This is a genomic window from Streptomyces sp. Wb2n-11 (assembly GCF_001049855.1).
Lineage (GTDB): Bacteria > Actinomycetota > Actinomycetes > Streptomycetales > Streptomycetaceae > Streptomyces > Streptomyces altiplanensis.
Map to the genome: position 1 here is coordinate 4,344,612 of NZ_CVPB01000001.1, position 19,058 is coordinate 4,363,669.

The 19,058-nt window shown below is 71.8% G+C and carries 17 protein-coding genes and 1 other RNA gene; 16 read left to right on the forward strand and 2 right to left on the reverse strand.

From position 1 onward, the window contains the following. The first annotated feature begins 18 nt into the window (after nucleotides 1-18). Together smpB and ssrA are read left to right on the forward strand one after the other, a co-directional pair. Complete coding sequence (gene smpB / locus BN1555_RS19740; RefSeq protein ID WP_093800617.1) at nucleotides 19-504, forward strand: SsrA-binding protein SmpB; 486 nt, start codon at nucleotides 19-21, stop codon at nucleotides 502-504. Between the two features lie 117 nt (nucleotides 505-621). Further along, nucleotides 622-992, forward strand: a transfer-messenger RNA (tmRNA) gene (ssrA, locus tag BN1555_RS19745). A gap of 81 nt (nucleotides 993-1,073) precedes the next feature. Here ssrA and BN1555_RS19750 read toward each other — a convergent pair. Further along, nucleotides 1,074-2,363 (reverse strand): MFS transporter, encoded by a 1,290-nt coding sequence (locus tag BN1555_RS19750; RefSeq protein ID WP_093800618.1) that lies wholly within the window; start codon nucleotides 2,361-2,363, stop codon nucleotides 1,074-1,076. A gap of 83 nt (nucleotides 2,364-2,446) precedes the next feature. On the opposite strand from BN1555_RS19750, the gene BN1555_RS19755 reads away from it, so the two are divergent. The 11 genes from BN1555_RS19755 (at nucleotide 2,447) to BN1555_RS39070 (ending at nucleotide 14,762) form a co-directional block, all read left to right on the forward strand. After that, on the forward strand, nucleotides 2,447-3,412 hold the full coding sequence (locus BN1555_RS19755; RefSeq protein ID WP_093800619.1) for a LysR family transcriptional regulator: 966 nt from the start codon (nucleotides 2,447-2,449) through the stop codon (nucleotides 3,410-3,412). Nucleotides 3,413-3,705: 293 nt separating this feature from the next. Next, nucleotides 3,706-5,037 carry an MFS transporter gene (locus tag BN1555_RS19760; protein ID WP_093800620.1) on the forward strand — a complete coding sequence of 444 codons (1,332 nt, stop codon included), beginning with the start codon at nucleotides 3,706-3,708 and terminating at the stop codon, nucleotides 5,035-5,037. Between the two features lie 105 nt (nucleotides 5,038-5,142). After that, nucleotides 5,143-6,300: a uroporphyrinogen-III synthase gene (locus BN1555_RS19765; RefSeq protein WP_093800621.1), complete on the forward strand. Its 1,158-nt coding sequence runs from the start codon at nucleotides 5,143-5,145 to the stop codon at nucleotides 6,298-6,300. A gap of 258 nt (nucleotides 6,301-6,558) precedes the next feature. Then, nucleotides 6,559-7,095: a GNAT family N-acetyltransferase gene (locus BN1555_RS19770; RefSeq protein WP_093800622.1), complete on the forward strand. Its 537-nt coding sequence runs from the start codon at nucleotides 6,559-6,561 to the stop codon at nucleotides 7,093-7,095. 86 nt (nucleotides 7,096-7,181) lie between these two features. Next, a complete protein-coding gene (locus BN1555_RS19775; RefSeq protein ID WP_093800623.1) occupies nucleotides 7,182-7,793 on the forward strand; it encodes a CGNR zinc finger domain-containing protein in 612 nt (203 codons plus the stop codon). 26 nt (nucleotides 7,794-7,819) lie between these two features. Next, nucleotides 7,820-8,449, forward strand: coding sequence for a sigma-70 family RNA polymerase sigma factor (locus BN1555_RS19780; protein WP_176710083.1), 630 nt, complete (start codon nucleotides 7,820-7,822; stop codon nucleotides 8,447-8,449). After that, nucleotides 8,446-9,213, forward strand: a complete 768-nt coding sequence (locus tag BN1555_RS19785; RefSeq protein WP_093800625.1) for an anti-sigma factor family protein — start codon at nucleotides 8,446-8,448, stop codon at nucleotides 9,211-9,213. The genes BN1555_RS19780 and BN1555_RS19785 overlap by 4 nt, the downstream gene beginning before the upstream one ends. Before the next feature lie 135 nt (nucleotides 9,214-9,348). Continuing rightward, entirely contained in the window at nucleotides 9,349-11,733 is a 2,385-nt protein-coding gene (locus BN1555_RS19790) for a HelD family protein (protein WP_093800626.1), read from the forward strand. Between the two features lie 369 nt (nucleotides 11,734-12,102). Continuing rightward, complete coding sequence (locus BN1555_RS19795) at nucleotides 12,103-13,536, forward strand: NAD-dependent malic enzyme (RefSeq protein ID WP_093800627.1); 1,434 nt, start codon at nucleotides 12,103-12,105, stop codon at nucleotides 13,534-13,536. Between the two features lie 337 nt (nucleotides 13,537-13,873). Then, nucleotides 13,874-14,155: an HU family DNA-binding protein gene (locus BN1555_RS19800; protein WP_028815325.1), complete on the forward strand. Its 282-nt coding sequence runs from the start codon at nucleotides 13,874-13,876 to the stop codon at nucleotides 14,153-14,155. Nucleotides 14,156-14,600: 445 nt separating this feature from the next. Then, a complete protein-coding gene (locus BN1555_RS39070) occupies nucleotides 14,601-14,762 on the forward strand; it encodes a hypothetical protein (protein ID WP_176710084.1) in 162 nt (53 codons plus the stop codon). Nucleotides 14,763-14,838: 76 nt separating this feature from the next. On the opposite strand, the gene murA is transcribed toward BN1555_RS39070, so the two are convergent. After that, on the reverse strand, nucleotides 14,839-16,179 hold the full coding sequence (gene murA / locus BN1555_RS19805; RefSeq protein WP_093800628.1) for a UDP-N-acetylglucosamine 1-carboxyvinyltransferase: 1,341 nt from the start codon (nucleotides 16,177-16,179) through the stop codon (nucleotides 14,839-14,841). 253 nt (nucleotides 16,180-16,432) lie between these two features. On the opposite strand from murA, the gene BN1555_RS19810 reads away from it, so the two are divergent. The 3 genes from BN1555_RS19810 to BN1555_RS19820 all read left to right on the forward strand — a co-directional run bounded on the left by BN1555_RS19810 (nucleotide 16,433) and on the right by BN1555_RS19820 (nucleotide 19,057). Further along, entirely contained in the window at nucleotides 16,433-16,993 is a 561-nt protein-coding gene (locus BN1555_RS19810; protein ID WP_093800629.1) for a YqgE/AlgH family protein, read from the forward strand. 214 nt (nucleotides 16,994-17,207) lie between these two features. After that, complete coding sequence (locus BN1555_RS19815; RefSeq protein WP_093800630.1) at nucleotides 17,208-17,510, forward strand: DUF3039 domain-containing protein; 303 nt, start codon at nucleotides 17,208-17,210, stop codon at nucleotides 17,508-17,510. A gap of 242 nt (nucleotides 17,511-17,752) precedes the next feature. Then, nucleotides 17,753-19,057: an extracellular solute-binding protein gene (locus tag BN1555_RS19820; RefSeq protein WP_093800631.1), complete on the forward strand. Its 1,305-nt coding sequence runs from the start codon at nucleotides 17,753-17,755 to the stop codon at nucleotides 19,055-19,057. Nucleotide 19,058 lies beyond the last annotated feature (1 nt).

Genomic DNA, 19,058 nt, shown 5'->3' on the forward strand with positions numbered 1-19,058 from the left:
TGCGAAAATGGCCGCACTATGGCTAAGGAAAAAGGGCGCAAGATGATCGCGCAGAACAAGAAGGCGCGACACGACTACCTCATCATCGACACCTACGAGGCCGGCATGGTCCTGACCGGCACCGAGGTGAAGTCCCTGCGGCAGGGGCGCGCCTCACTGGTGGACGGCTTCGTGCAGCTCGACGGGGGCGAGGCGTGGCTGCACAACGTGCACGTACCGGAGTACACGCAGGGGACCTGGACCAACCACTCCGCGCGCCGCAAGCGCAAGCTGCTGCTGAACCGGGCGGAGATCGACAAGCTCGCGAGCAAGTCGCAGGAGACGGGTCACACGATCGTGCCCCTGGCGATGTACTTCAAGGACGGCCGGGCCAAGATCGAGATCGCGCTGGCCAAGGGCAAGAAGGAGTACGACAAGCGGCAGACGCTGCGCGAGAAGCAGGACCTGCGCGAGACGAACCGGGCGATCTCGGCGGTGAAGCGCAGGGAGCGGGGGCGGCTCTGAGGGTCCGCCGGGACGGGCCGTCCGGCCGGGAGGAATAGGCTGGCACGGTCGTGCGTTGTTCACGTACGATGGCACCTGTGCCCCCCGGGGCGCGGCACCACCTTGATAAAACAACATGGGGATGATCGGTTTCGACAGCGGATGTCGAGGCAGGGGAAGCGAGTCGAGGAAGCGGCAATGATCTCGTTAACCATATGTCGCAACCAATAATCGCCGATTCCAAGCGCGATTCCTTCGCCCTCGCTGCCTAAGTAGCGACCTAGCGAAGTGTCAGCCCGGGGGTGTTCCCGACCCGGATCCTGGCATCATCAAGGGAACTAAACCACTCGGTCTGGTCACGGGATCGGGTGGGAAATCAAACAGTGACTGAGCCCGTCGGAGACTTGTCCGTGTGATCTCCGGGGCCGAGAAAAACGTAGCGGACTGCACTCGGAGAAGCCCTGTCTCCGCACCGTTGGACGCGGGTTCGATTCCCGCCATCTCCACAATTCCCATGTGAAACGAAGGCCCCGCCGTCCCTGTGACGGCGGGGCCTTCGTGGTGTACCGGGCGCGGAACGCACGCCCCGCCTACCGGGGCCGGCGCAGCGCGACGCAGAAGACCGTGGCCAGGCCCGCGGCCGCGACCGGCGCCAGGTAGGCCGAGGCCGGGGTCAGGTGCTCCGCGAGCCGGCCGCCGGTGGCCGAGCCCGCCGCTATGCCGCCCAGGATCGCGGTGACGGCCAGGGTCATGCCCTCGTTCAACTGGGCCTCGGGTACGACGCGTTGGACCAGCGCCATGCCGGTGATCATCGTCGGTGCGGTGGCCGCGCCCGCCGGCAGCAGGGCGCCCGCGACGGTGACCAGCGAGCCGGTGGAGGCCGCGAGCAGCGGCAGGGACATCAGGGCCGTCATCGCCGCGACACAGACGAGCAGGCGGCGGTACGGGTCGGCTGCCGGGCGCGCGGATCCGTACAGCAGGCCCGCCACGCACGATCCGGCCGCCTGGAGGGCGAGGACCGGCCCCGCGGCCGCGCTGTGGCCCAGGCCGTCGGCGAAGGCGAGAGTGACGATCTCCATGGAGCCGAAGACCACGCCGGTGGCGAAGAAGACGGTCAGCAGGGCGGGGACACCGGGCAGGCGCAGAGGGGAGCGGGCCGTCTTGGCACGGGGGGCGACGGGCGGTTCCGTGGCGCGCTGGGCGGCGAAGACCAGGACACCGGTCATCAGGAGGACCGCGCCGGTCAGGGTGCCGGCCTCGGGGAAGAGCGCCGAGCAGAGGAAGGCGGCGGCGACCGGGCCGAGCATGAAGCACAGCTCGTCGACGGCCTGCTCGAAGGAGTTCGCGGTGTGCCGGGCCGCCGGGTCGTCGCGGTGCAGGTGGGCCCAGCGGGCGCGGGACATGCCGCCCGTGTTGGGGGTGGTGGCGGTCGCGGCGTACGCGGCGAAGAGCGTCCAGTCGGGTGCGTCGTGACGGACGCAGAGCAGCAGGGCGAGCGAGCCGAGCACGGCGACGGCGGTGGCGGGCACCGCGACGCGGGCCTGGCCGTACCGGTCGACGAGCCGGGCCGTCCAGGGCGCCACCAGGGCGGTGGCGGCGAAACCGGCCGCGGTGACGGCGCCCGCCAGGGCGTACGAGCCGCGCGAACCGGCGATCATCATGACCGCGCTCACGCTGAACATGCCCATCGGGATGCGGGCGAGGAGATTGCCCGCGGTGAAGGCGCGGGCGCCGGGGGTGGCGAAGAGGCGGTGGTAGGGGGAGAGGCGGCCGGGAGTGCGGCGGCGCGGTTTGTACGAGCCGTGACCGGGCCGGTGCGCGGCGATCAGTACGTCGCCGGAGACGGCCAGGAGAGGGGGAGGGGGCTCATGGAGGGGCATGGACCGAGCTTCACGGCGGGCGTCACCGCTGGTCCAACACCTTCTGGGCGCCGATTCACGCATCCGCGTTGTAAGTTCGCGGCGTGCCCCACGACATCGAACCCCGTCTGCTGCGCGCCTTCGAGGCGGTCGCCGAGGACCTGCACTTCACTCGCGCGGCAGCCAGACTCTACGTGGCCCAGCAGGCGCTGAGCCGCGACATCCGGCGCCTGGAGCGCGAGGTGGGCTCCGAGCTGTTCGTACGGTCCACCCGCAGCGTGTCGCTGACGGCGGACGGCGAGCGGCTCCTGCCCTACGCGCGACGCGTGCTGGCGGCGTACGACGAACTGGGCGGGGCCTGGGGGTGCGAAGAGCGGCCGCTGGTCTTCGATGTCGGCGCGTCGGTCGGCACCGCCCACCGGGTGCTGGAGGAGGCCCGGGCAGCCGCGCCCGACGTCGAGTTCGTCGCGCGCTTCCACAGCGGCCTGACGGGCGCGGCGGCCGCGATCCTCGGCGGCCGGCTGGACGTCTCGTCGGGGCGGGTCGCCGGGCTCGACCCGGCGGTGCTCGACCAGCTGGAGCACCGGCCGGTGCGCTTCGAGCGGATGGCCGTACTGCTCCGCGAGGACCATCCGCTGGCCGCGCTGGACGAGGTGCCGCTGGACGCGCTGGCGGGGGAGACCCTCTACGCGGGGGCGGGCAACCCGGCCACCGCGGAGTGGACCGATCTGGCGGTACGGCTGTTCGCCGGGCGGGGCATCGAGGTGGCTGCTCCGTTCCCGGAGATCGAGGGCGCCGAGGAGTTCGTCCGGCTCGTCCGCCGGCGGCGGTGGTCGGTTCTGGCGAGCACCGAGTTCATCACGGTGCCCGGCATGGAGCTGCGGCCGGTCGTGAAGCCCGTACCCCTGTCGCCCATCTCGCTCGTGTGGCGGAAAGGGCTGCGGCACAAGGGGCTTGAAGTGCTGAAAAGGTCAATGGACCGGCTTGTGGAGCGGCATGGCTGGCTGGACCTGCCCGCCGACGGGTGGCTCCCCGAGGCGGACATGTCACTGATGCTCGACGGCAACTGACACGACACCCCGTCCGCCGGACGAGCGCGTCGTACGCCGGCACCGTCCTCGAGCCCGCCACCGTCCGGCCGCCGACGGTCTGGCGATCCTGGCCGCGGACCGGCCGGAAGGCGTCGCGGCCCAGCGCGGACCGCGCCCGGGGCCCGGCGGCCCATCCCGCGGGGGAAGCCGCTCACAGAAGCGGTGACAGCCGGGTGAGAGCAAGGTTGCGCGCCGGTCACCTCACGGCACGGGCCTGAAATCCGCCGTGCCTAGCGTCGCCTCCACGACCCGATCACTCGTGGAGGCACGTCATGGCAGGCCGGTGGATCGAACAGTGGGACCCCGAGGACGACACCTTCTGGAAGCGGACGGGTGAGCGGATCGCCCGCCGCAACCTGCTCTTCTCCGTCCTCTCCGAGCACGTCGGGTTCTCCATCTGGACCCTGTGGTCCGTCATGGTGCTCTTCATGGGTCCGGAGTACGGCATCGACCCGGCCGGCAAGTTCTTCCTGATCGGCACGGCCACCCTCGTCGGAGCGGTCGCCCGCATCCCCTACACCTTCGCCGTGGCCCGCTTCGGCGGCCGCAACTGGACCGTCTTCAGCGCGCTGATGCTCCTGCTGCCCACGGGCGCGGCGTACGCCGTGATGGAGCCGGGCACCTCCTACACCACCTTCATGGTGGTCGCGGCCCTCACCGGCGTCGGCGGCGGCAACTTCGCCTCCTCCATGACCAACATCAACTCCTTCTTCCCGCTCCGCAAGAAGGGCTGGGCGCTCGGCCTCAACGCGGGCGGCGGCAACATCGGCGTACCCGTCGTGCAGCTGGCCGGCCTGCTGGTCATCGCCGTGGCCGGGGCGGACCACCCCCGCGTCCTGCTCGGCGCGTACATCCCGCTGATCATCCTCGCGGCCGTGTGCGCCGCGCTGCGGATGGACAACCTGGCGCCCGTGCGCAACGACACCGGGGCGGCGAAGGCGGCCGTCCGCGACGCGCACACGTGGATCATGGCCTTCCTGTACGTCGGGACGTTCGGCTCCTTCATCGGCTACAGCTTCGCGTTCGGCCTGGTCCTCCAGACCCAGTTCGGCCGTACGCCGCTCCAGGCGGCCTCGCTCACCTTCATCGGCCCGCTGCTCGGCTCCCTGATCCGGCCCCTCGGCGGCTCCCTCGCCGACCGCTTCGGCGGCGCCCGCATCACGCTGTGGAACTTCGCCGCGATGGCGGCCGCGACATCCGTCGTCGTCTACGCCTCCACGACCGCGTCGCTCCCCGTCTTCCTCACCGGCTTCACAGCGCTCTTCGTCCTCTCCGGCCTGGGCAACGGCTCGACGTACAAGATGATCCCCGCGATCTTCCAGGCGAAGGCGCTGGCGAAGGGCATGGAGGGCGAGGCGGCCGCCGCGTACGGGCGGCGGCTCTCCGGGGCCTCCATGGGCCTGATCGGCGCGGTCGGCGCGCTCGGCGGGCTGGCGATCAACCTCGCCTTCCGCCAGTCCTTCCAGACGGCGGGAACGGGGACGGCGGCCTTCGCGGCCTTCCTGGCCTTCTACGCCGTGTGCTTCACGGCCACCTGGGCGGTATACCTTCGACGTCCGGTCGCCACACCGGCGAAGCCGCAGCTCACCTACGCCGAGGTCTGAGCCGCGCGACTCCGTTAACGGCCGGGAAATACGAAGGAACCGAGCCTGTCACGTGGTGTTGACAGGCTCGGTCCTCCGCACCACCAGCACAGGAGCCGGGTAGCGATGTCCGTGAACAACACCACGCACGAACCAGAGCACGGCCCGCTCGCGGGCTTCACCGTCGGCGTCACCGCCGCCCGGCGCGCCGACGAGCTGGGCACGCTGCTGACCCGCCGGGGCGCGGCGGTCCTGCACGCCCCCGCCCTGCGGATCGTGCCGCTCGCCGACGACAGCGAACTCCTCACCCTCACCGAACAGCTCATCGACCACGCACCCGACGTGGTGATCGCCACCACGGCCATCGGTTTCCGCGGCTGGGTGGAGGCGGCGGACGGCTGGGGCCTGGGCGAGGCCCTCCTGTCCCGCCTCCAGGGCGTCGAACTCCTCGCCCGCGGCCCCAAGGTGAAGGGCGCCATCCGCGCCGCCGGTCTCACCGAGGAGTGGTCACCCACCTCCGAGTCCATGGCCGAGGTCCTCGACCGCCTCCTCGCCGAAGGCGTGGAGGGCCGCCGCATCGCGATCCAGCTGCACGGCGAACCGCTGCCCGGCTTCGTCGAGGCGCTGCGGGCCGGGGGCGCGGAAGTCGTCGGCGTACCGGTCTACCGCTGGATGCCGCCCGAGGACATCACGCCGCTCGACCGCCTCATCGACGCCACGGTGGGCCGCGGCGTGGACGCCCTGGCCTTCACCAGCGCCCCCGCCGCGGCGTCCCTCCTCTCCCGGGCCGAGGAACGCGGCATGCTTCCCGGCCTCCTGGCGGCCCTCGGCCACGACGTACTGTCGGCCTGCGTGGGCCCGGTGACAGCCCTCCCCCTCCAGGCGCACGGCATCGACACGGCGCAGCCCGAGCGCTTCCGCCTCGGCCCCCTGGTCCAGCTGATCTGCCGTGAACTCCCGAACCGCGCCCGCACCCTGCCGGTCGCGGGCCGCAGCGTCGAGATCCGCGGCCACGCCGTCGTGGTCGACGGCGAGCTGCGTCCCGTGCCACCCGCGGGCATGTCCCTGCTGCAGGCGCTGGCCCGCCGCCCGGGCTGGGTCGTCTCCCGGGCGGACCTCCTCCGGGCACTGCCGGGTTCCGGCCGCGACGAACACGCCGTCGAAACGGCGATGGCCCGCCTGCGCGCCTCCCTCGGCGCTCCCAACCTCATCCAGACGGTGGTCAAGCGCGGCTACCGCCTGGCGCTGGACCCGGCGGCGGACACGAAGTACGCGGACGCGTAACCCCCGCTGCCCTGTGGGACGTACGCACCCCCGCCCCACCCGCCACGGTGGCGGGAGGGGGCGTGCCGGGGCGCTCCCCGCAGGGTGCCGAACGCAGCCACCCCGAAGAAGTCCCCGTACCCGGACGTTCGGCACCCGAGGAGACGCCCCGACCCCGAAGCCTCCGACCCCGAAGTCCCCGCGCCCGAAGTCCCCGCGTCCGGCGGACGAAGCCCCGGCCCTGGCACCTCCCCACCCGGCCGCACCTACCGTACGAAGATGTTCTCCGCCCCCCGCCCCCTCGCCGACGGCACCGTCCTGCGCCCCGCCACCCCCGACGACGCCGCCCCCCTCGCCGAGGCCCTGGCCCGCAGCCGCGCGTACATGCGCCCCTGGGAGCCGGACCGCCCGGACGCCTTCTACACCCCCGAGGGCCAGGCCGACCGCCTGACCGCGCAGTCGGCGGAGGGGCGCGCAGTGCCGTGGATCCTCACCGAGGGCGCAGCCGTCATCGGCGGCCTCACCCTCTCCAACATCGTCCTGGGCCCCTTCCGCAGCGCCAATCTCGGTTACTGGACCGACGTCACCCGCACCGGCCGCGGCCTCGCCACCGCCGCCGTCGCGGAAGTGTGCCGCGCGGCTCGCGACGACCTCGGCCTGCACCGGGTCGAGGCCGGCACCGTCCTCGGCAACGCCGCGTCGCAGCGCGTCCTGGCCAAGAACGGTTTCGAGGAGATCGGCATCGCCCCGGAGTACCTCCACATCAACGGCGCATGGCGCGACCACAGGCTCTTCCAGCGCATCCTGCACCGGTAGGAGGGGTTCCGGCCGGCCGGAACGCCGGGCACTCTGGGTGGGACGGCGAAGGCACCCACCGGTGACCCCGAGGCGGTGACAGACGCATGGCGGCGCACACGGGCGCACGCGAGTCGCGGTTCGTTTCCGGCCGGGTCTGCCTGGACCTGGTGGCGACGGGCCCGGACCCCACCGAGCAGCTGAGCCACCCGGGACGCCTGCGGGAGTGGCTGGTGGGCACACGGCTCGTCCCCCACGACGTGCCCCTGGAGGCCGTGGACGACGCGTGGCTCCACGACTTCACCGAAGTACGCACGCACATCGGTGAATTGGTCCGCGCGGAGCTGGAGGGGAGCCCCGCCCCCCGGGCCCTGGACCGCGTCAACGCCCTGGCCGCCGCCCCGCCCCCCGGCGTCAGGGCCGTACGCACCCCCGACGGCGCCTGGGCCAGGGCGCTCACCGGCGACGCCCCCGAACGCGCGGCCCTGCTCGCCGCCGTCGCCCGGGACGCGGTGGACCTGCTGACCGATCCCGTGGCCCGCGCCCGCCTGCGCGCGTGCGAGGGAGGCGGCTGCCGCCGCCTGTACCTGGACACGTCCAGGGGCCGCCGCAGGCGCTGGTGCTCCAGCGAGGTGTGCGGCAACCGGGAACGGGTCGCCCGGCACCGGCGGCGCGCGCTGGCGGCGACGCGCGCCGAGAGTTTCCCCGGATCGCGTTGAGTCGATCGCCACACGCCTGCGTAGTGATGGGGGAGGGAGCCACACGGGGTCTCGACCGGGAGGTTCGGGTGCGCGAGGATGCGGCCGTGGCCGATAGCCGTCAGCACAGGGCTCGACATCGCAGCGAGCGCCCACGCGCCCAAAGGCCGCTACCCGACGAGGAGTTGATGCGAGCGCTCTACCGTGAACACGCCGGGCCGCTGCTCGCCTACGTACTGCGTCTCGTCGCCGGCGACCGCCAGCGCGCCGAGGACGTCGTGCAGGAGACGCTCATCCGTGCCTGGAAGAACGCCGGTCGGCTCAACCGGGCCACCGGTTCCGTCCGCCCCTGGCTGGTGACGGTCGCGCGCCGCATCGTCATCGACAACCACCGCAGCCGGCAGTCCCGGCCGCAGGAGGTCGATCCGTCGCCGCTGGAGGTCATGCCCGCGGAGGACGAGATCGACAAGGCGCTGTGGCTGATGACGCTCTCCGACGCGCTCGACGATTTGACCCCCGCCCACCGGGAAGCACTTGTCGAGACGTACTTCAGGGGGCGTACGGTCAACGAGGCGGCCGAAGTGCTGGGCATACCCAGCGGGACCGTCAGGTCCCGGGTCTTCTACGCACTGCGCTCGATGAAGCTCGCGCTGGAGGAACGAGGGGTGGCGGTATGACGACGTACGACCGGCACTCCGGGCACGACGCCGTCGGCGCCTACGTGCTCGGCATCCTGGACGACGCGGACGCCACCGCCTTCGAGGCCCACCTGGCCGGCTGCGACCGCTGCGCAGCCCAGCTCGACGACTTCGCCGGCATGGAGCCGATGATGGCGGCCCTGGCCGAATCCCCGGGCCCGCCGCCGCGGTTGACCGAGCCGAGCCCCCAGCTCCTCGGTCGGCTGACCGGCGAGGTCGCCGCGGGCCGCGCGCGAAGCCGCCGCCGCGGGCTCTACCTGGTCGCGGCCGCCGCGGTACTGGCCGTCGGCGGCCCCGCGGTCACCCTCCTGGCCACCTCGGACGGTGACGGCAGGGGCGGCCCGGCCGGCAACGTCGCGGGAGGGGTCCACCCCACCAGTCCGGCCGAGGACGCCTTCTTCCACCACATGGAGGAGAAGATCGCCGCGACCGACGCCGTCACCGAGGTCAGTGCGGCCGTCGGCATGGAGAAGAAGGGCTGGGGAACCCACACCGTCCTGGAACTCAAGAACGTCAGGGGCCCGCTGAAGTGCAGCCTGATCGCCGTCTCGAAGGACGGCGAGGAGGAGACGGTGACGAGCTGGGCCGTCCCCGCATGGGGCTACGGCATCCCGGACAGCACGCACAAGGCGGCGAAGAACCCGCTGTACGTCCACGGCGGCGCGGCGATGGACCGCGGCGAGATCGACCGCTTCGAGGTCCGGACCTTCGACGGACAGCGCCTGGTCGAGGTCGAAGCCTGACAGACCGGCACAATTCGCCGTTCCTGGCAGGTGCGGTCGCGGCTCCCCGTCGCGTACGGTTGACGGCTGCCCGCAGCACGTCAGAAGGGGGCCTCGGTGGCCGCGCAGGATGCCGCTGTCGATTCCGTGAATTCCGTGTCCGACTCCTCCTCCCAGGAGTCGGCGCGGACACGTGAGATCGGTGTGGAACAGGATCATCTGGATCAGGTGTACCGCCGTCTGGAGGAGAAGATCCACGAGGCGGAATTCCTCATGAACGACGCCGCTCAGCGCGGCCAGGTCGGCACGCCCGGCGCGCTCGCCGAGCGCGACGCGCAGGTCTTCCGCGCCGGAATCCACCTCAACCGGCTCAACAACGAGTTCGAGGACTTCCTCTTCGGACGCATCGACCTGCTCCTGGGCAGGGACGGCGAGAAGGGCCCGGACGGCGCGTACACCTCGGTGGAGCCGGCCGAGGACGCGGTGCGCCCCGACCTCACCGCGGAGATCGCCGAGACCCTGCACATCGGGCGCATCGGCGTACTCGACTCCGACTACTCCCCGCTGGTCATCGACTGGCGCGCCCCGGCCGCCGCGCCGTTCTACCGCTCCACGCCCAAGGAGCCGGGCCGCGTCGTACGCCGCCGGGTCATCCGCTCCAAGGGCCGCAAGGTGCTCGGCGTCGAGGACGACCTGATGCGCCCGGAGCTGACCGCCACCCTCGGCGGCGCCCCGCTGCCCGTCATCGGCGACGGCGCCCTGATGGCGGCGCTCGGGCAGGCCCGCAGCCACACCATGCGCGACATCGTGTCGTCCATCCAGGCCGAGCAGGACATGGTCATCCGCGCCCCCGCCGCCTCCGTCACGGAGGTCTCCGGCGGTCCCGGCACCGGCAAGACCGCCGTGGCCCTGCACCGCGCCGCGTACCTGCTCTACCAGGACCGGCGGAAGTACGCGGGCGGCATCCTCATCGTGTCCCCGACGCCGCTGCTCGTCGCGTACACCGAGGGCGTGCTGCCGTCCCTCGGCGAGGAGGGCCAGGTCGCGATCCGCGCGGTGGGCTCGCTGGTCGACGGCGCGGAGGCGTCGACGTACGACGAACCGAACATCGCCCGCATCAAGGGCTCCTCCCGCATGCTCAAGGTGCTGCGCAACGCGGCACGCGGCGCCCTGGACGCGCCGCCCGCCCCGGCGGCCCCCGCCGAGGACGGCCAGCTGGCGTTCGGCGAGGAGGAGGAGAACGCGCCCGGCGGGAACGAGACCCCCACCCGCCTGCGCGTGGTCGCCTTCGGTCAGCGCGTGGAGCTGGAAGCCGAAGAGCTGAAGCGCATCCGCCACAACGTCCTCAGCGGCACCGCCCCCGTCAACCTGCTGCGCCCCCGCGCCCGCAAGCTCCTCCTGGACGCCCTCTGGTCCAAGTCCAGCGGCCGGGGCAGAGCCGTGTCTTCTTTCGGGGGGGACCAGGAACTGATCGCCGAGCTCCGCTCGGGCTTCGACGAGGACATCTCGACCGAGACCGACTTCATCGAGTTCCTCGACGCCTGGTGGCCCGAGCTCACCCCGCGCCGGGTGCTCGCCGCCATGGCCGACGACAAACGCCTGGGCCGCTGGGCCCGCCGCGCGCTGAACCCGCGCGAGACCCGTCAGCTGGCCCGCTCCCTGCGCCGCCTGGACGCGGACGGCAACGGCCCGCTGTCGGTGCACGACGTGGCGCTCCTCGACGAGCTCCAGACGCTGCTCGGCGCCCCGGCGCGCCCCAGACGCAAGCGCGAGTACGACCCCCTGGACCAGCTCAGCGGCCTGGAGGAGCTGATGCCGCGGCGCGAGGAGACCCAGTGGGAGCGGGCCGAGCGGCTCGCGCAGGAGCGCACGGAGTACGCGCACGTCATCGTCGACGAGGCCCAGGACCTCACGCCCATGCAGTGGCGGATGGTCGGCCGCCGCGGCCGGCACGCCACCTGGACGATCGTCGGCGACGCGGCGCAGTCCTCGTGGACCGACCCGGACGAGGCGGCCGCGGCCCGCGACGAGGCCCTCGGCGCCCGCCCGCGCCGCCGCTTCACGCTCACCGTGAACTACCGCAACCCGGCGGAGATCGCGGCCCTGGCGGCCAAGGTCCTGGAGCGCGCCATGCCCGGCATGGAGTCGCCCGCGGCGGTCCGGTCCACGGGTGTGGAGCCGCGCTTCGCCGTCGTACGGGACAACGACCTCGCCCGGACCACCCGCCAGGAGGCGCAGCGCCTCCTGGACCGCGTGGACGGCACCGTCGGCGTCGTCGTGGCGATGCACCGGCGCGCGCAGGCCCGCAAGTGGCTCGCGCCGCTCGGCGAGCGCGTGGTGGCGCTCGGCAGCCTGGAGGCGAAGGGTCTGGAGTACGACGCGACGGTCGTCGTGGCGCCGGCCGAGATCGCGGAGGAGTCCCCGGCGGGCCTGCGGGTGCTGTACGTGGCGCTGACGCGTGCGACGCAGCAGCTCACGGTCGTGTCCGGGGAGCGGGACAAGCCCGGTCCGGACGGGATCCCCGCGCTGCTGGGGGACTGAACCGAAGTCAACATGGGACGGGGCCGTCACTTGCCGGGGTGGTTTGTTAGCCTGGGGGTGGCACCGGCTCGATCCAAGCCCCCGGGCCCAACCTTAGTCGCTACGAGCGACCACTTGCCGCGAGGCGAGCATGGCGGGCCGGTGTCACTCAGTACGTAGATACATACAAAGAAGAGGTCCGTGGCACCCCCGGGTGCCACGGACCTCTTCTGTTTCACCTGCGGTTCTCGTATGGTGGAAAACAGTTTCCGAAAACTAAATGACCGCATTACCTGCTACCCGCAGGTAGGTGCGACCATCGGAAGGCGTTGCCGGGCACCAGTCGCGGCCGCGTAGCAATGAAGCTAGGGAAAGCAGAGGAAGTCGGCCATGGCAACGGCGCCCAGCGTCTCGTACTCGATGACGGTCCGGCTGGAGGTCCCCGCGAGCGGGACCGCGGTCAGCCAGCTCACCACGGCCGTGGAGTCCTCCGGCGGGTCGGTGACCGGCCTCGACGTGACCGCCTCCGGCCACGAGAAGCTGCGGATCGACGTCACGATCGCGGCCACCTCGACCGCGCACGCCGACGAGATCGTCGAGGGACTGCGCGAGATCGAGGGCGTGGTGCTGGGCAAGGTCTCCGACCGTACGTTCCTGATGCACCTCGGCGGCAAGATCGAGATGGCGTCCAAGCACCCCATCCGCAGCCGTGACGACCTCTCGATGATCTACACCCCGGGCGTCGCGCGCGTCTGCATGGCGATCGCCGAGAACCCCGAGGACGCCCGCCGCCTCACCATCAAGCGCAACTCCGTCGCCGTGGTGACGGACGGCTCCGCGGTGCTCGGCCTCGGCAACATCGGCCCGATGGCCGCACTGCCGGTCATGGAGGGCAAGGCGGCCCTCTTCAAGCGCTTCGCCGGCATCGACGCCTGGCCGATCTGCCTGGACACCCAGGACACCGACGCGATCGTCGAGATCGTCAAGGCCATCGCCCCCGGCTTCGCGGGCATCAACCTCGAGGACATCTCCGCGCCCCGCTGCTTCGAGATCGAGGCCCGCCTGCGCGAGGCCCTCGACATCCCCGTCTTCCACGACGACCAGCACGGCACGGCCATCGTGGTGCTCGCCTCGCTGACCAACGCGCTGCGCGTGGTCGGCAAGTCGATCGGCGACGTACGGGTCGTCATGTCCGGCGCCGGCGCGGCCGGCACGGCCATCCTCAAGCTCCTGATCGCCGCGGGTGTCAAGCACGCGGTCGTCGCGGACATCCACGGCGTGGTGCACGCGGCCCGCGAGGACCTCGTCGACGCGGCCCCGGAGTCGGCGCTGCGCTGGATCGCCGACAACACCAACCCGGAGGGCGTCACCGGCACCCTCAAGGAGGCCGTGGTCGGCGCGGACGTCTTCATCGGCGTCTCGGCGCCCAACGTCCTGGGCGGCGACGACGTCGCGGCGATGGCGGACGGCGCGATCGTGTTCGCGCTCGCGAATCCCGACCCGGAGGTCGAGCCGACAGTCGCCCGACGGACGGCGGCCGTTGTGGCCACGGGGCGCTCGGACTTCCCGAACCAGATCAACAACGTGCTGGTCTTCCCCGGCGTCTTCCGCGGCCTCCTGGACGCCCACTCGCGGACCGTCAACACGGAGATGATGCTGGCCGCGGCCGCCGCCCTCGCGGACGTCGTCACCGAGGACGAGCTCAACGCGAACTACATCATCCCGTCCGTCTTCAACGACAAGGTCGCGGGCGCGGTCGCGGGCGCCGTCCGCACGGCCGCGAAGGCCGTGGGGTCCACTGTGACGGGTTCCACGTCCGCCTGACCCCTCCTGGCCCTTCCCGACGGGATCCACCCGGCGCGTCGCGGGTCGCGGGCTCCGAGGGACCCCTTTAGGGTGGCGGGCAATGAGCCCGCAGGGTCCCGCAGACCCTGCGGTCCGCTTCCGGCAGCGGACGGAGCGTCACCAAGGCGAGGCCGTGGCGCTTTTCGTGTGACTCCGGAGGGTGCCGGATTGGCTTTCCCGCCGCTGGTGGGGGCAGGATGCGTATTTGGGCGCGAGGGTCTGACGACAGACCCGGGTCCGGGGACTGTCCGAGGGCCCTGGCAGCATCGGCTTCGATCTCACGCCTTACAGGCAAGAAGAACACGGGAGTAACAACATGAACCGCAGTGAGCTGGTGGCCGCCCTGGCCGACCGCGCCGACGTGACCCGCAAGGACGCCGACGCCGTGCTGGCCGCTCTTGCCGAGACCGTCGGTGAGATCGTCGCCAAGGGCGACGAGAAGGTCACCATCCCCGGCTTCCTGACCTTCGAGCGCACCCACCGTGCCGCTCGCACCGCTCGTAACCCGCAGACCGGCGACCCGATCCAGATCCCGGCCGGCTACAGCGTGAAGGTCTCCGCGGGCTCCAAGCTCAAGGAAGCCGCCAAGGGCAAGTAACACCCAAGGCAGACCCGAAGGGGGCGGTCGTCCGGAACATGCCGGACGACCGCCCCCTTCGGTGCGTCCGGGCGCGTGTGTACTTGTGCGCTCGCACACCTGCGTACGGGGCCCGCCGCGATGCCGGGCGCCCGGGGAGCGGCTCCGGCGGCCGGCGGACCCGCCGCCGGAGCCGCAGCGGCGCCGGTGGCGGCCCCGGCGGCGGGGCGGGCCCTCCGGGGCCCGGCGGGGCGCCGTGTCCCCGCAGAAGCCCGGCCACGGTCTCCAGCCGCCGGTGCCGGCGCCCGTCAGGGCGCCGCCCACGGTGCGGAACGGGACCCAGGCGCCCGTCGACGAGGAATTTCCGGCACATTTCGGACGCATTCCCGGTCGGGTGGTTTACGTCCCGGGAAAGTGGTGAGGAACGGCTTCGCCGACACCACGACCCCCTGACCCAGGAGCACCCGTGCGCGCATCGAACCCGGCCCGACCGAGCCGTTCCCTCCTTCTGGTGGGTGCCGCGCTCCTGACGGCGACGCTCGCCGCCAGCATCGGATCGGCCCCGGGCCAGGCCGGCACGGACGGCCGGGCGTCGAAGAGCACCTCGGTCTCCGCCGGACAGGACTGAGCACGGCCGAAGGGGCGGCCACCCGGATGATCCGGGTGGCCGCCCCTTCGGCGTGACGCAAACTTTCGGCAGATCCTCAGACGAGCGCGCCGCCCGGCAGCTCGACCTTCGCGCCGAGCTCGACGAGCTTGTCCATGAAGTTCTCGTAGCCGCGGTTGATCAGGTCGATGCCGTGGACCCGGGACGTGCCCTGGGCCGCGAGGGCCGCGATCAGGTAAGAGAAGCCGCCGCGCAGGTCGGGGATGACCAGATCCGCGCCCTGGAGCTTCGTCGGGCCGCTGACGACCGCCGAGTGCAGGAAGTTGCGCTGGCCGAAGCGGCAGTCCGAGCCGCCCAGGCACTCGCGGTAGAGCTGGATGTGCGCGCCCATCTGGTTCAGCGCGGACGTGAAGCCCAGGCGCGACTCGTACACCGTCTCGTGGACGATGGACAGGCCCGACGCCTGCGTCAGGGCGACGACCAGCGGCTGCTGCCAGTCGGTCTGGAAGCCGGGGTGCACGTCGGTCTCCAGGGCGATCGCGTTGAGCGGGCCGCCCGGGTGCCAGAAGCGGATGCCCGCGTCGTCGATCTCGAAGGCGCCGCCGACCTTCCGGTACGTGTTGAGGAAGGTCATCATCGAGCGCTGCTGCGCGCCGCGCACGTAGATGTTGCCCTCGGTGGCGAGCGCCGCGGACGCCCAGGAGGCCGCCTCCAAGCGGTCCGGGAGCGCGCGGTGGGTGTAGCCGTCGAGCGAGTCGACACCGGTGATCCGGATGGTCCGGTCGGTGTCCATGGAGATGATCGCGCCCATCTTCTGCAGGACGCAGATGAGGTCCTCGATCTCCGGCTCCACGGCGGCGTTCGACAGCTCGGTGACGCCCTCGGCCAGCACGGCCGTCAGCAGCACCTGTTCCGTCGAGCCGACCGACGGGTACGGCAGCCGGATCTTGCAGCCGCGCAGCCGCTGCGGGGCCTCCAGGTACTGGCCGTCCGCCCGCTTCTCGATCGTCGCGCCGAACTGGCGGAGCACCTCGAAGTGGAAGTCGATCGGCCGGCCGCCGATGTCGCAGCCGCCCAGGCCCGGGATGAAGGCGTGGCCGAGCCGGTGCAGCAGCGGGCCGCAGAAGAGGATCGGGATGCGCGAGGATCCCGCGTGCGCGTCGATGTCGGCGACGTTGGCGGACTCGACGTGGGACGGGTCGAGGATCAGCTCGCCCGGTTCCTCGCCGGGGCGGACCGTCACGCCGTGCAGCTGGAGCAGTCCGCGTACGACACGCACGTCGCGGATGTCGGGCACGTTGCGCAGCCGGCTCGGACCGCTGCCGAGGAGCGCGGCGACCATCGCCTTCGGCACCAGGTTCTTCGCGCCGCGGACGCGGATCTCGCCCTCGAGCGGGGTGCCGCCGTGGACGAGCAGTACATCTTCAGTGCCGGTCATGGATCTCGCGTTCCGGTGTTGTCGGACAGGTGGCCAGAGAAAAGAGTAAGGGGCGACTACCCCTGTGCCATAAGGCCAAGGGGGGTGCTCGCATGTCATGAATCAGACACAACACGCTCCGCACAGCGGTCTCTGCGGAGGGTGACGTTCCGCCGGTGCGCGCTCCCGCTGCCGCCGTACGCCCTGAGCTGCGCACGCGTGCGCAGTGCCGTCCGCTCCCCCCGGAGGGCCAATGTGCGGGATCATGTCTGCCATGACGGAGGTGTCCTCTCTCACAGGGCGGCTGCTGGTGGCCAGCCCGGCCCTGGCGGACCCGAATTTCGACCGCGCGGTGGTGCTTCTCCTCGACCACGACGAGGAGGGCTCGCTCGGCGTGGTCCTCAACCGCCCGACGCCGGTGGGCGTCGGCGACATCCTGCTGCCCTGGGCGCCCCTGGCGGGTGAACCGGGCGTCGTCTTCCAGGGCGGCCCGGTCTCCCTCGACTCCGCGCTCGGCGTCGCGGTGATCCCCGGTGACGAGGGCCCGCTCGGCTGGCGGCGGGTGCACGGCGCGATCGGACTGGTCGACCTGGAGGCCCCGCCGGAGCTCCTCGCGGCGGCGCTCGGCTCGCTGCGCATCTTCGCCGGTTACTCGGGGTGGGGTCCCGGGCAGCTGGAGGAGGAACTCGGGACCGGGGCCTGGTACGTCGTGGAGTCGGAGCCCGGCGACGTGTCGTCGCCGGAGCCGGAGGGCCTCTGGCGGGCCGTACTGCGCAGACAGCGCAGCAGGCTCGCGATGATGGCGACGTACCCGGACGACCCCTCGCTCAACTGACCCGTCCGGCCCCGGCCCCGGCCGCCCGGGCCGGGAGAAGCGCTCCGCCGGCGGGTGCGCCCCGCGGGCCGGGACCGGGGAGCGCACGGTCACCGGGAGCGCGTTCCTCAGCCGCGGGTGGCGGACGCCGGGGTGGCGGCGCCGGGACTCGCGCCGCGTCCGGCGGCCCGCCGAAGCTCCCGGGAATCCGCGCGCGTGGGTACCCTTGGACGCCATGAGCACTCTTGAGCCCGAGCCCGAGCGCGGGGCAGGTACGGGGACCCTCGTCGAGCCGACGCCGCAGACCTCGCGCGGCGACGGAGACCACGAGCGGTACGCCCATTACGTCCAGAAGGACAAGATCATGGCGAGCGCACTCGACGGTACGCCCGTCGTGGCGCTCTGCGGCAAGGTCTGGGTCCCGGGCCGTGACCCGAAGAAGTATCCGGTCTGCCCCATGTGCAAGGAGATCTTCGAGGATCTCGGCGCGGGCGGCGGCAAGGACAAGGGCGGCAAGGACAACAGCGGAAAGAAGTAGTACGCCGGCAGCGGCAGGCGGAACAGCAGAACAAGGGCACGGCCCCCGTGGTGCGCATCGGCGCGCCGCGGGGGCCGTCCGCGTTGCGCGGAGTGCTCGCGCCGGTCACAAGGTGGTGGAGACGGCACCCAAGTGGTTCAGACCTCTTGTCGGCCCTGCGGGGCTCCCTTTAGCCTCCTGCCTGTTGTGCAGTGCGAAACCGACGTTGCGCATGTTGCAATGCCGACTCACAGGAGTCCCGGATGAAGTTCTCCGCCCGAATCGCCGCGCCGGCAGCCGCACTCGTGCTGGCCGGCCTGACCGCCACCGCCTGCGCCCCGCAGACCTCCGACAACAGCGCGAAGAAGGACGAGAAGAGCGGCACGCTGCGTGTCTGGCTCTTCCAGGAGGTCGGCAACGCGCCCAAGCAGAACGTCGTCGACCGGGCCGTCGACGCCTTCCGCGCGCAGCACAAGGACGCCGAGGTCGAGGTCGAGTACATACCGGTCGAGACCCGCGCCCAGAAGATCAAGGCCGCCTTCAACGACCCGGAGAGCGCCCCCGACCTCATCGAGTACGGCAACACCGACACCGCCGGCTACGTCAAGGACGGCGGACTCGCCGACATCACCGAGGAGTTCGGCGCCTGGGCCGAGACCAAGGACACCGACCCGGCCGCCAAGCAGTCGGTTTCGGTCGGCGGAAAGGTGTACGGCGCCCCGTTCTTCGTCGGCGTACGCGCGCTGTACTACCGCACCGACGTCTTCGAGGAGCTGGGACTGAAGCCGCCGAAGTCGCAGGCCGAACTCGTCACCGCCGCAAAGAGGATCCGCAAGGCGAAGCCGGAGCTGTACGGGCTCGCGGTCGGCGGCGCCTACACGTACGGCGCGATGCCCTTCATCTGGGCCAACGGCGGCGAACTCGCCGAGGAGAGCGGCGGAACGTACACCTCCGCCATCGACAGCCCCGCGGCCCGGAAGGGCATCAAGGCGTACACCTCCCTCTTCGGCCCCGACAACTGCCCGGCCGCCAAGTGCGCCGAGATGGGCGGCAACGACACCGTCACCGCCTTCGCGTCCGGCAAGGCGGGCATGGCGATCGGCGGCGACTTCAGCCACGCCGCCGTCGAGGCGGGCAAGGTGAAGGGCAAGTACGCGGTGGTGCCGCTGCCCGGCGTGAAGGCGGGAGAGATCGCGCCGGCGTTCGCGGGCGGCAACAACCTCGGCGTACTGAAGAGCAGTTCGCACCGCACGCTCGCCGTCGACCTGATGAAGCGGCTGGCCGGGAAGAAGGCGCAGGGCGAGCTCTTCGACGCGATGGGCTTCCTGCCGACGTACACCGACGTGCGCGAGACGGCGGCGAAGAAGGAGCCGTTCGTCGAGCCCTTCATCGAGACGCTCGCGGCGGGCGCCAAGGCGGCCCCGGCCTCGCCGGGCTGGGCGCAGATCGACTCCTCGCTGGTCCTGCCGACGATGTTCCAGGAGATCGTCAGCGGCCGCAAGGACGTGACGGCGGCCTCCGGCGACGCGGCGAAGAAGATGAACGACGCGTTCGGAGCGGCGGGTTGAG

Coding starts and splice junctions, on each gene's coding strand:
- BN1555_RS19750 (WP_093800618.1), bottom strand. CDS start 2,363: ATGCCCCTCCATGAGCCCCCTCCCCCTCTCCTGGCCGTCTCCGGCGAC.
- BN1555_RS19780 (WP_176710083.1), top strand. CDS start 7,820: ATGGGGGAGGGAGCCACACGGGGTCTCGACCGGGAGGTTCGGGTGCGC.
- BN1555_RS19815 (WP_093800630.1), top strand. CDS start 17,208: ATGAGCACTCTTGAGCCCGAGCCCGAGCGCGGGGCAGGTACGGGGACC.
- BN1555_RS19785 (WP_093800625.1), top strand. CDS start 8,446: ATGACGACGTACGACCGGCACTCCGGGCACGACGCCGTCGGCGCCTAC.
- murA (WP_093800628.1), bottom strand. CDS start 16,179: ATGACCGGCACTGAAGATGTACTGCTCGTCCACGGCGGCACCCCGCTC.
- BN1555_RS19770 (WP_093800622.1), top strand. CDS start 6,559: ATGTTCTCCGCCCCCCGCCCCCTCGCCGACGGCACCGTCCTGCGCCCC.
- BN1555_RS19795 (WP_093800627.1), top strand. CDS start 12,103: ATGGCAACGGCGCCCAGCGTCTCGTACTCGATGACGGTCCGGCTGGAG.
- BN1555_RS19800 (WP_028815325.1), top strand. CDS start 13,874: ATGAACCGCAGTGAGCTGGTGGCCGCCCTGGCCGACCGCGCCGACGTG.
- BN1555_RS19765 (WP_093800621.1), top strand. CDS start 5,143: ATGTCCGTGAACAACACCACGCACGAACCAGAGCACGGCCCGCTCGCG.
- BN1555_RS19775 (WP_093800623.1), top strand. CDS start 7,182: ATGGCGGCGCACACGGGCGCACGCGAGTCGCGGTTCGTTTCCGGCCGG.
- BN1555_RS19820 (WP_093800631.1), top strand. CDS start 17,753: ATGAAGTTCTCCGCCCGAATCGCCGCGCCGGCAGCCGCACTCGTGCTG.
- BN1555_RS19810 (WP_093800629.1), top strand. CDS start 16,433: ATGACGGAGGTGTCCTCTCTCACAGGGCGGCTGCTGGTGGCCAGCCCG.
- BN1555_RS19760 (WP_093800620.1), top strand. CDS start 3,706: ATGGCAGGCCGGTGGATCGAACAGTGGGACCCCGAGGACGACACCTTC.
- smpB (WP_093800617.1), top strand. CDS start 19: ATGGCTAAGGAAAAAGGGCGCAAGATGATCGCGCAGAACAAGAAGGCG.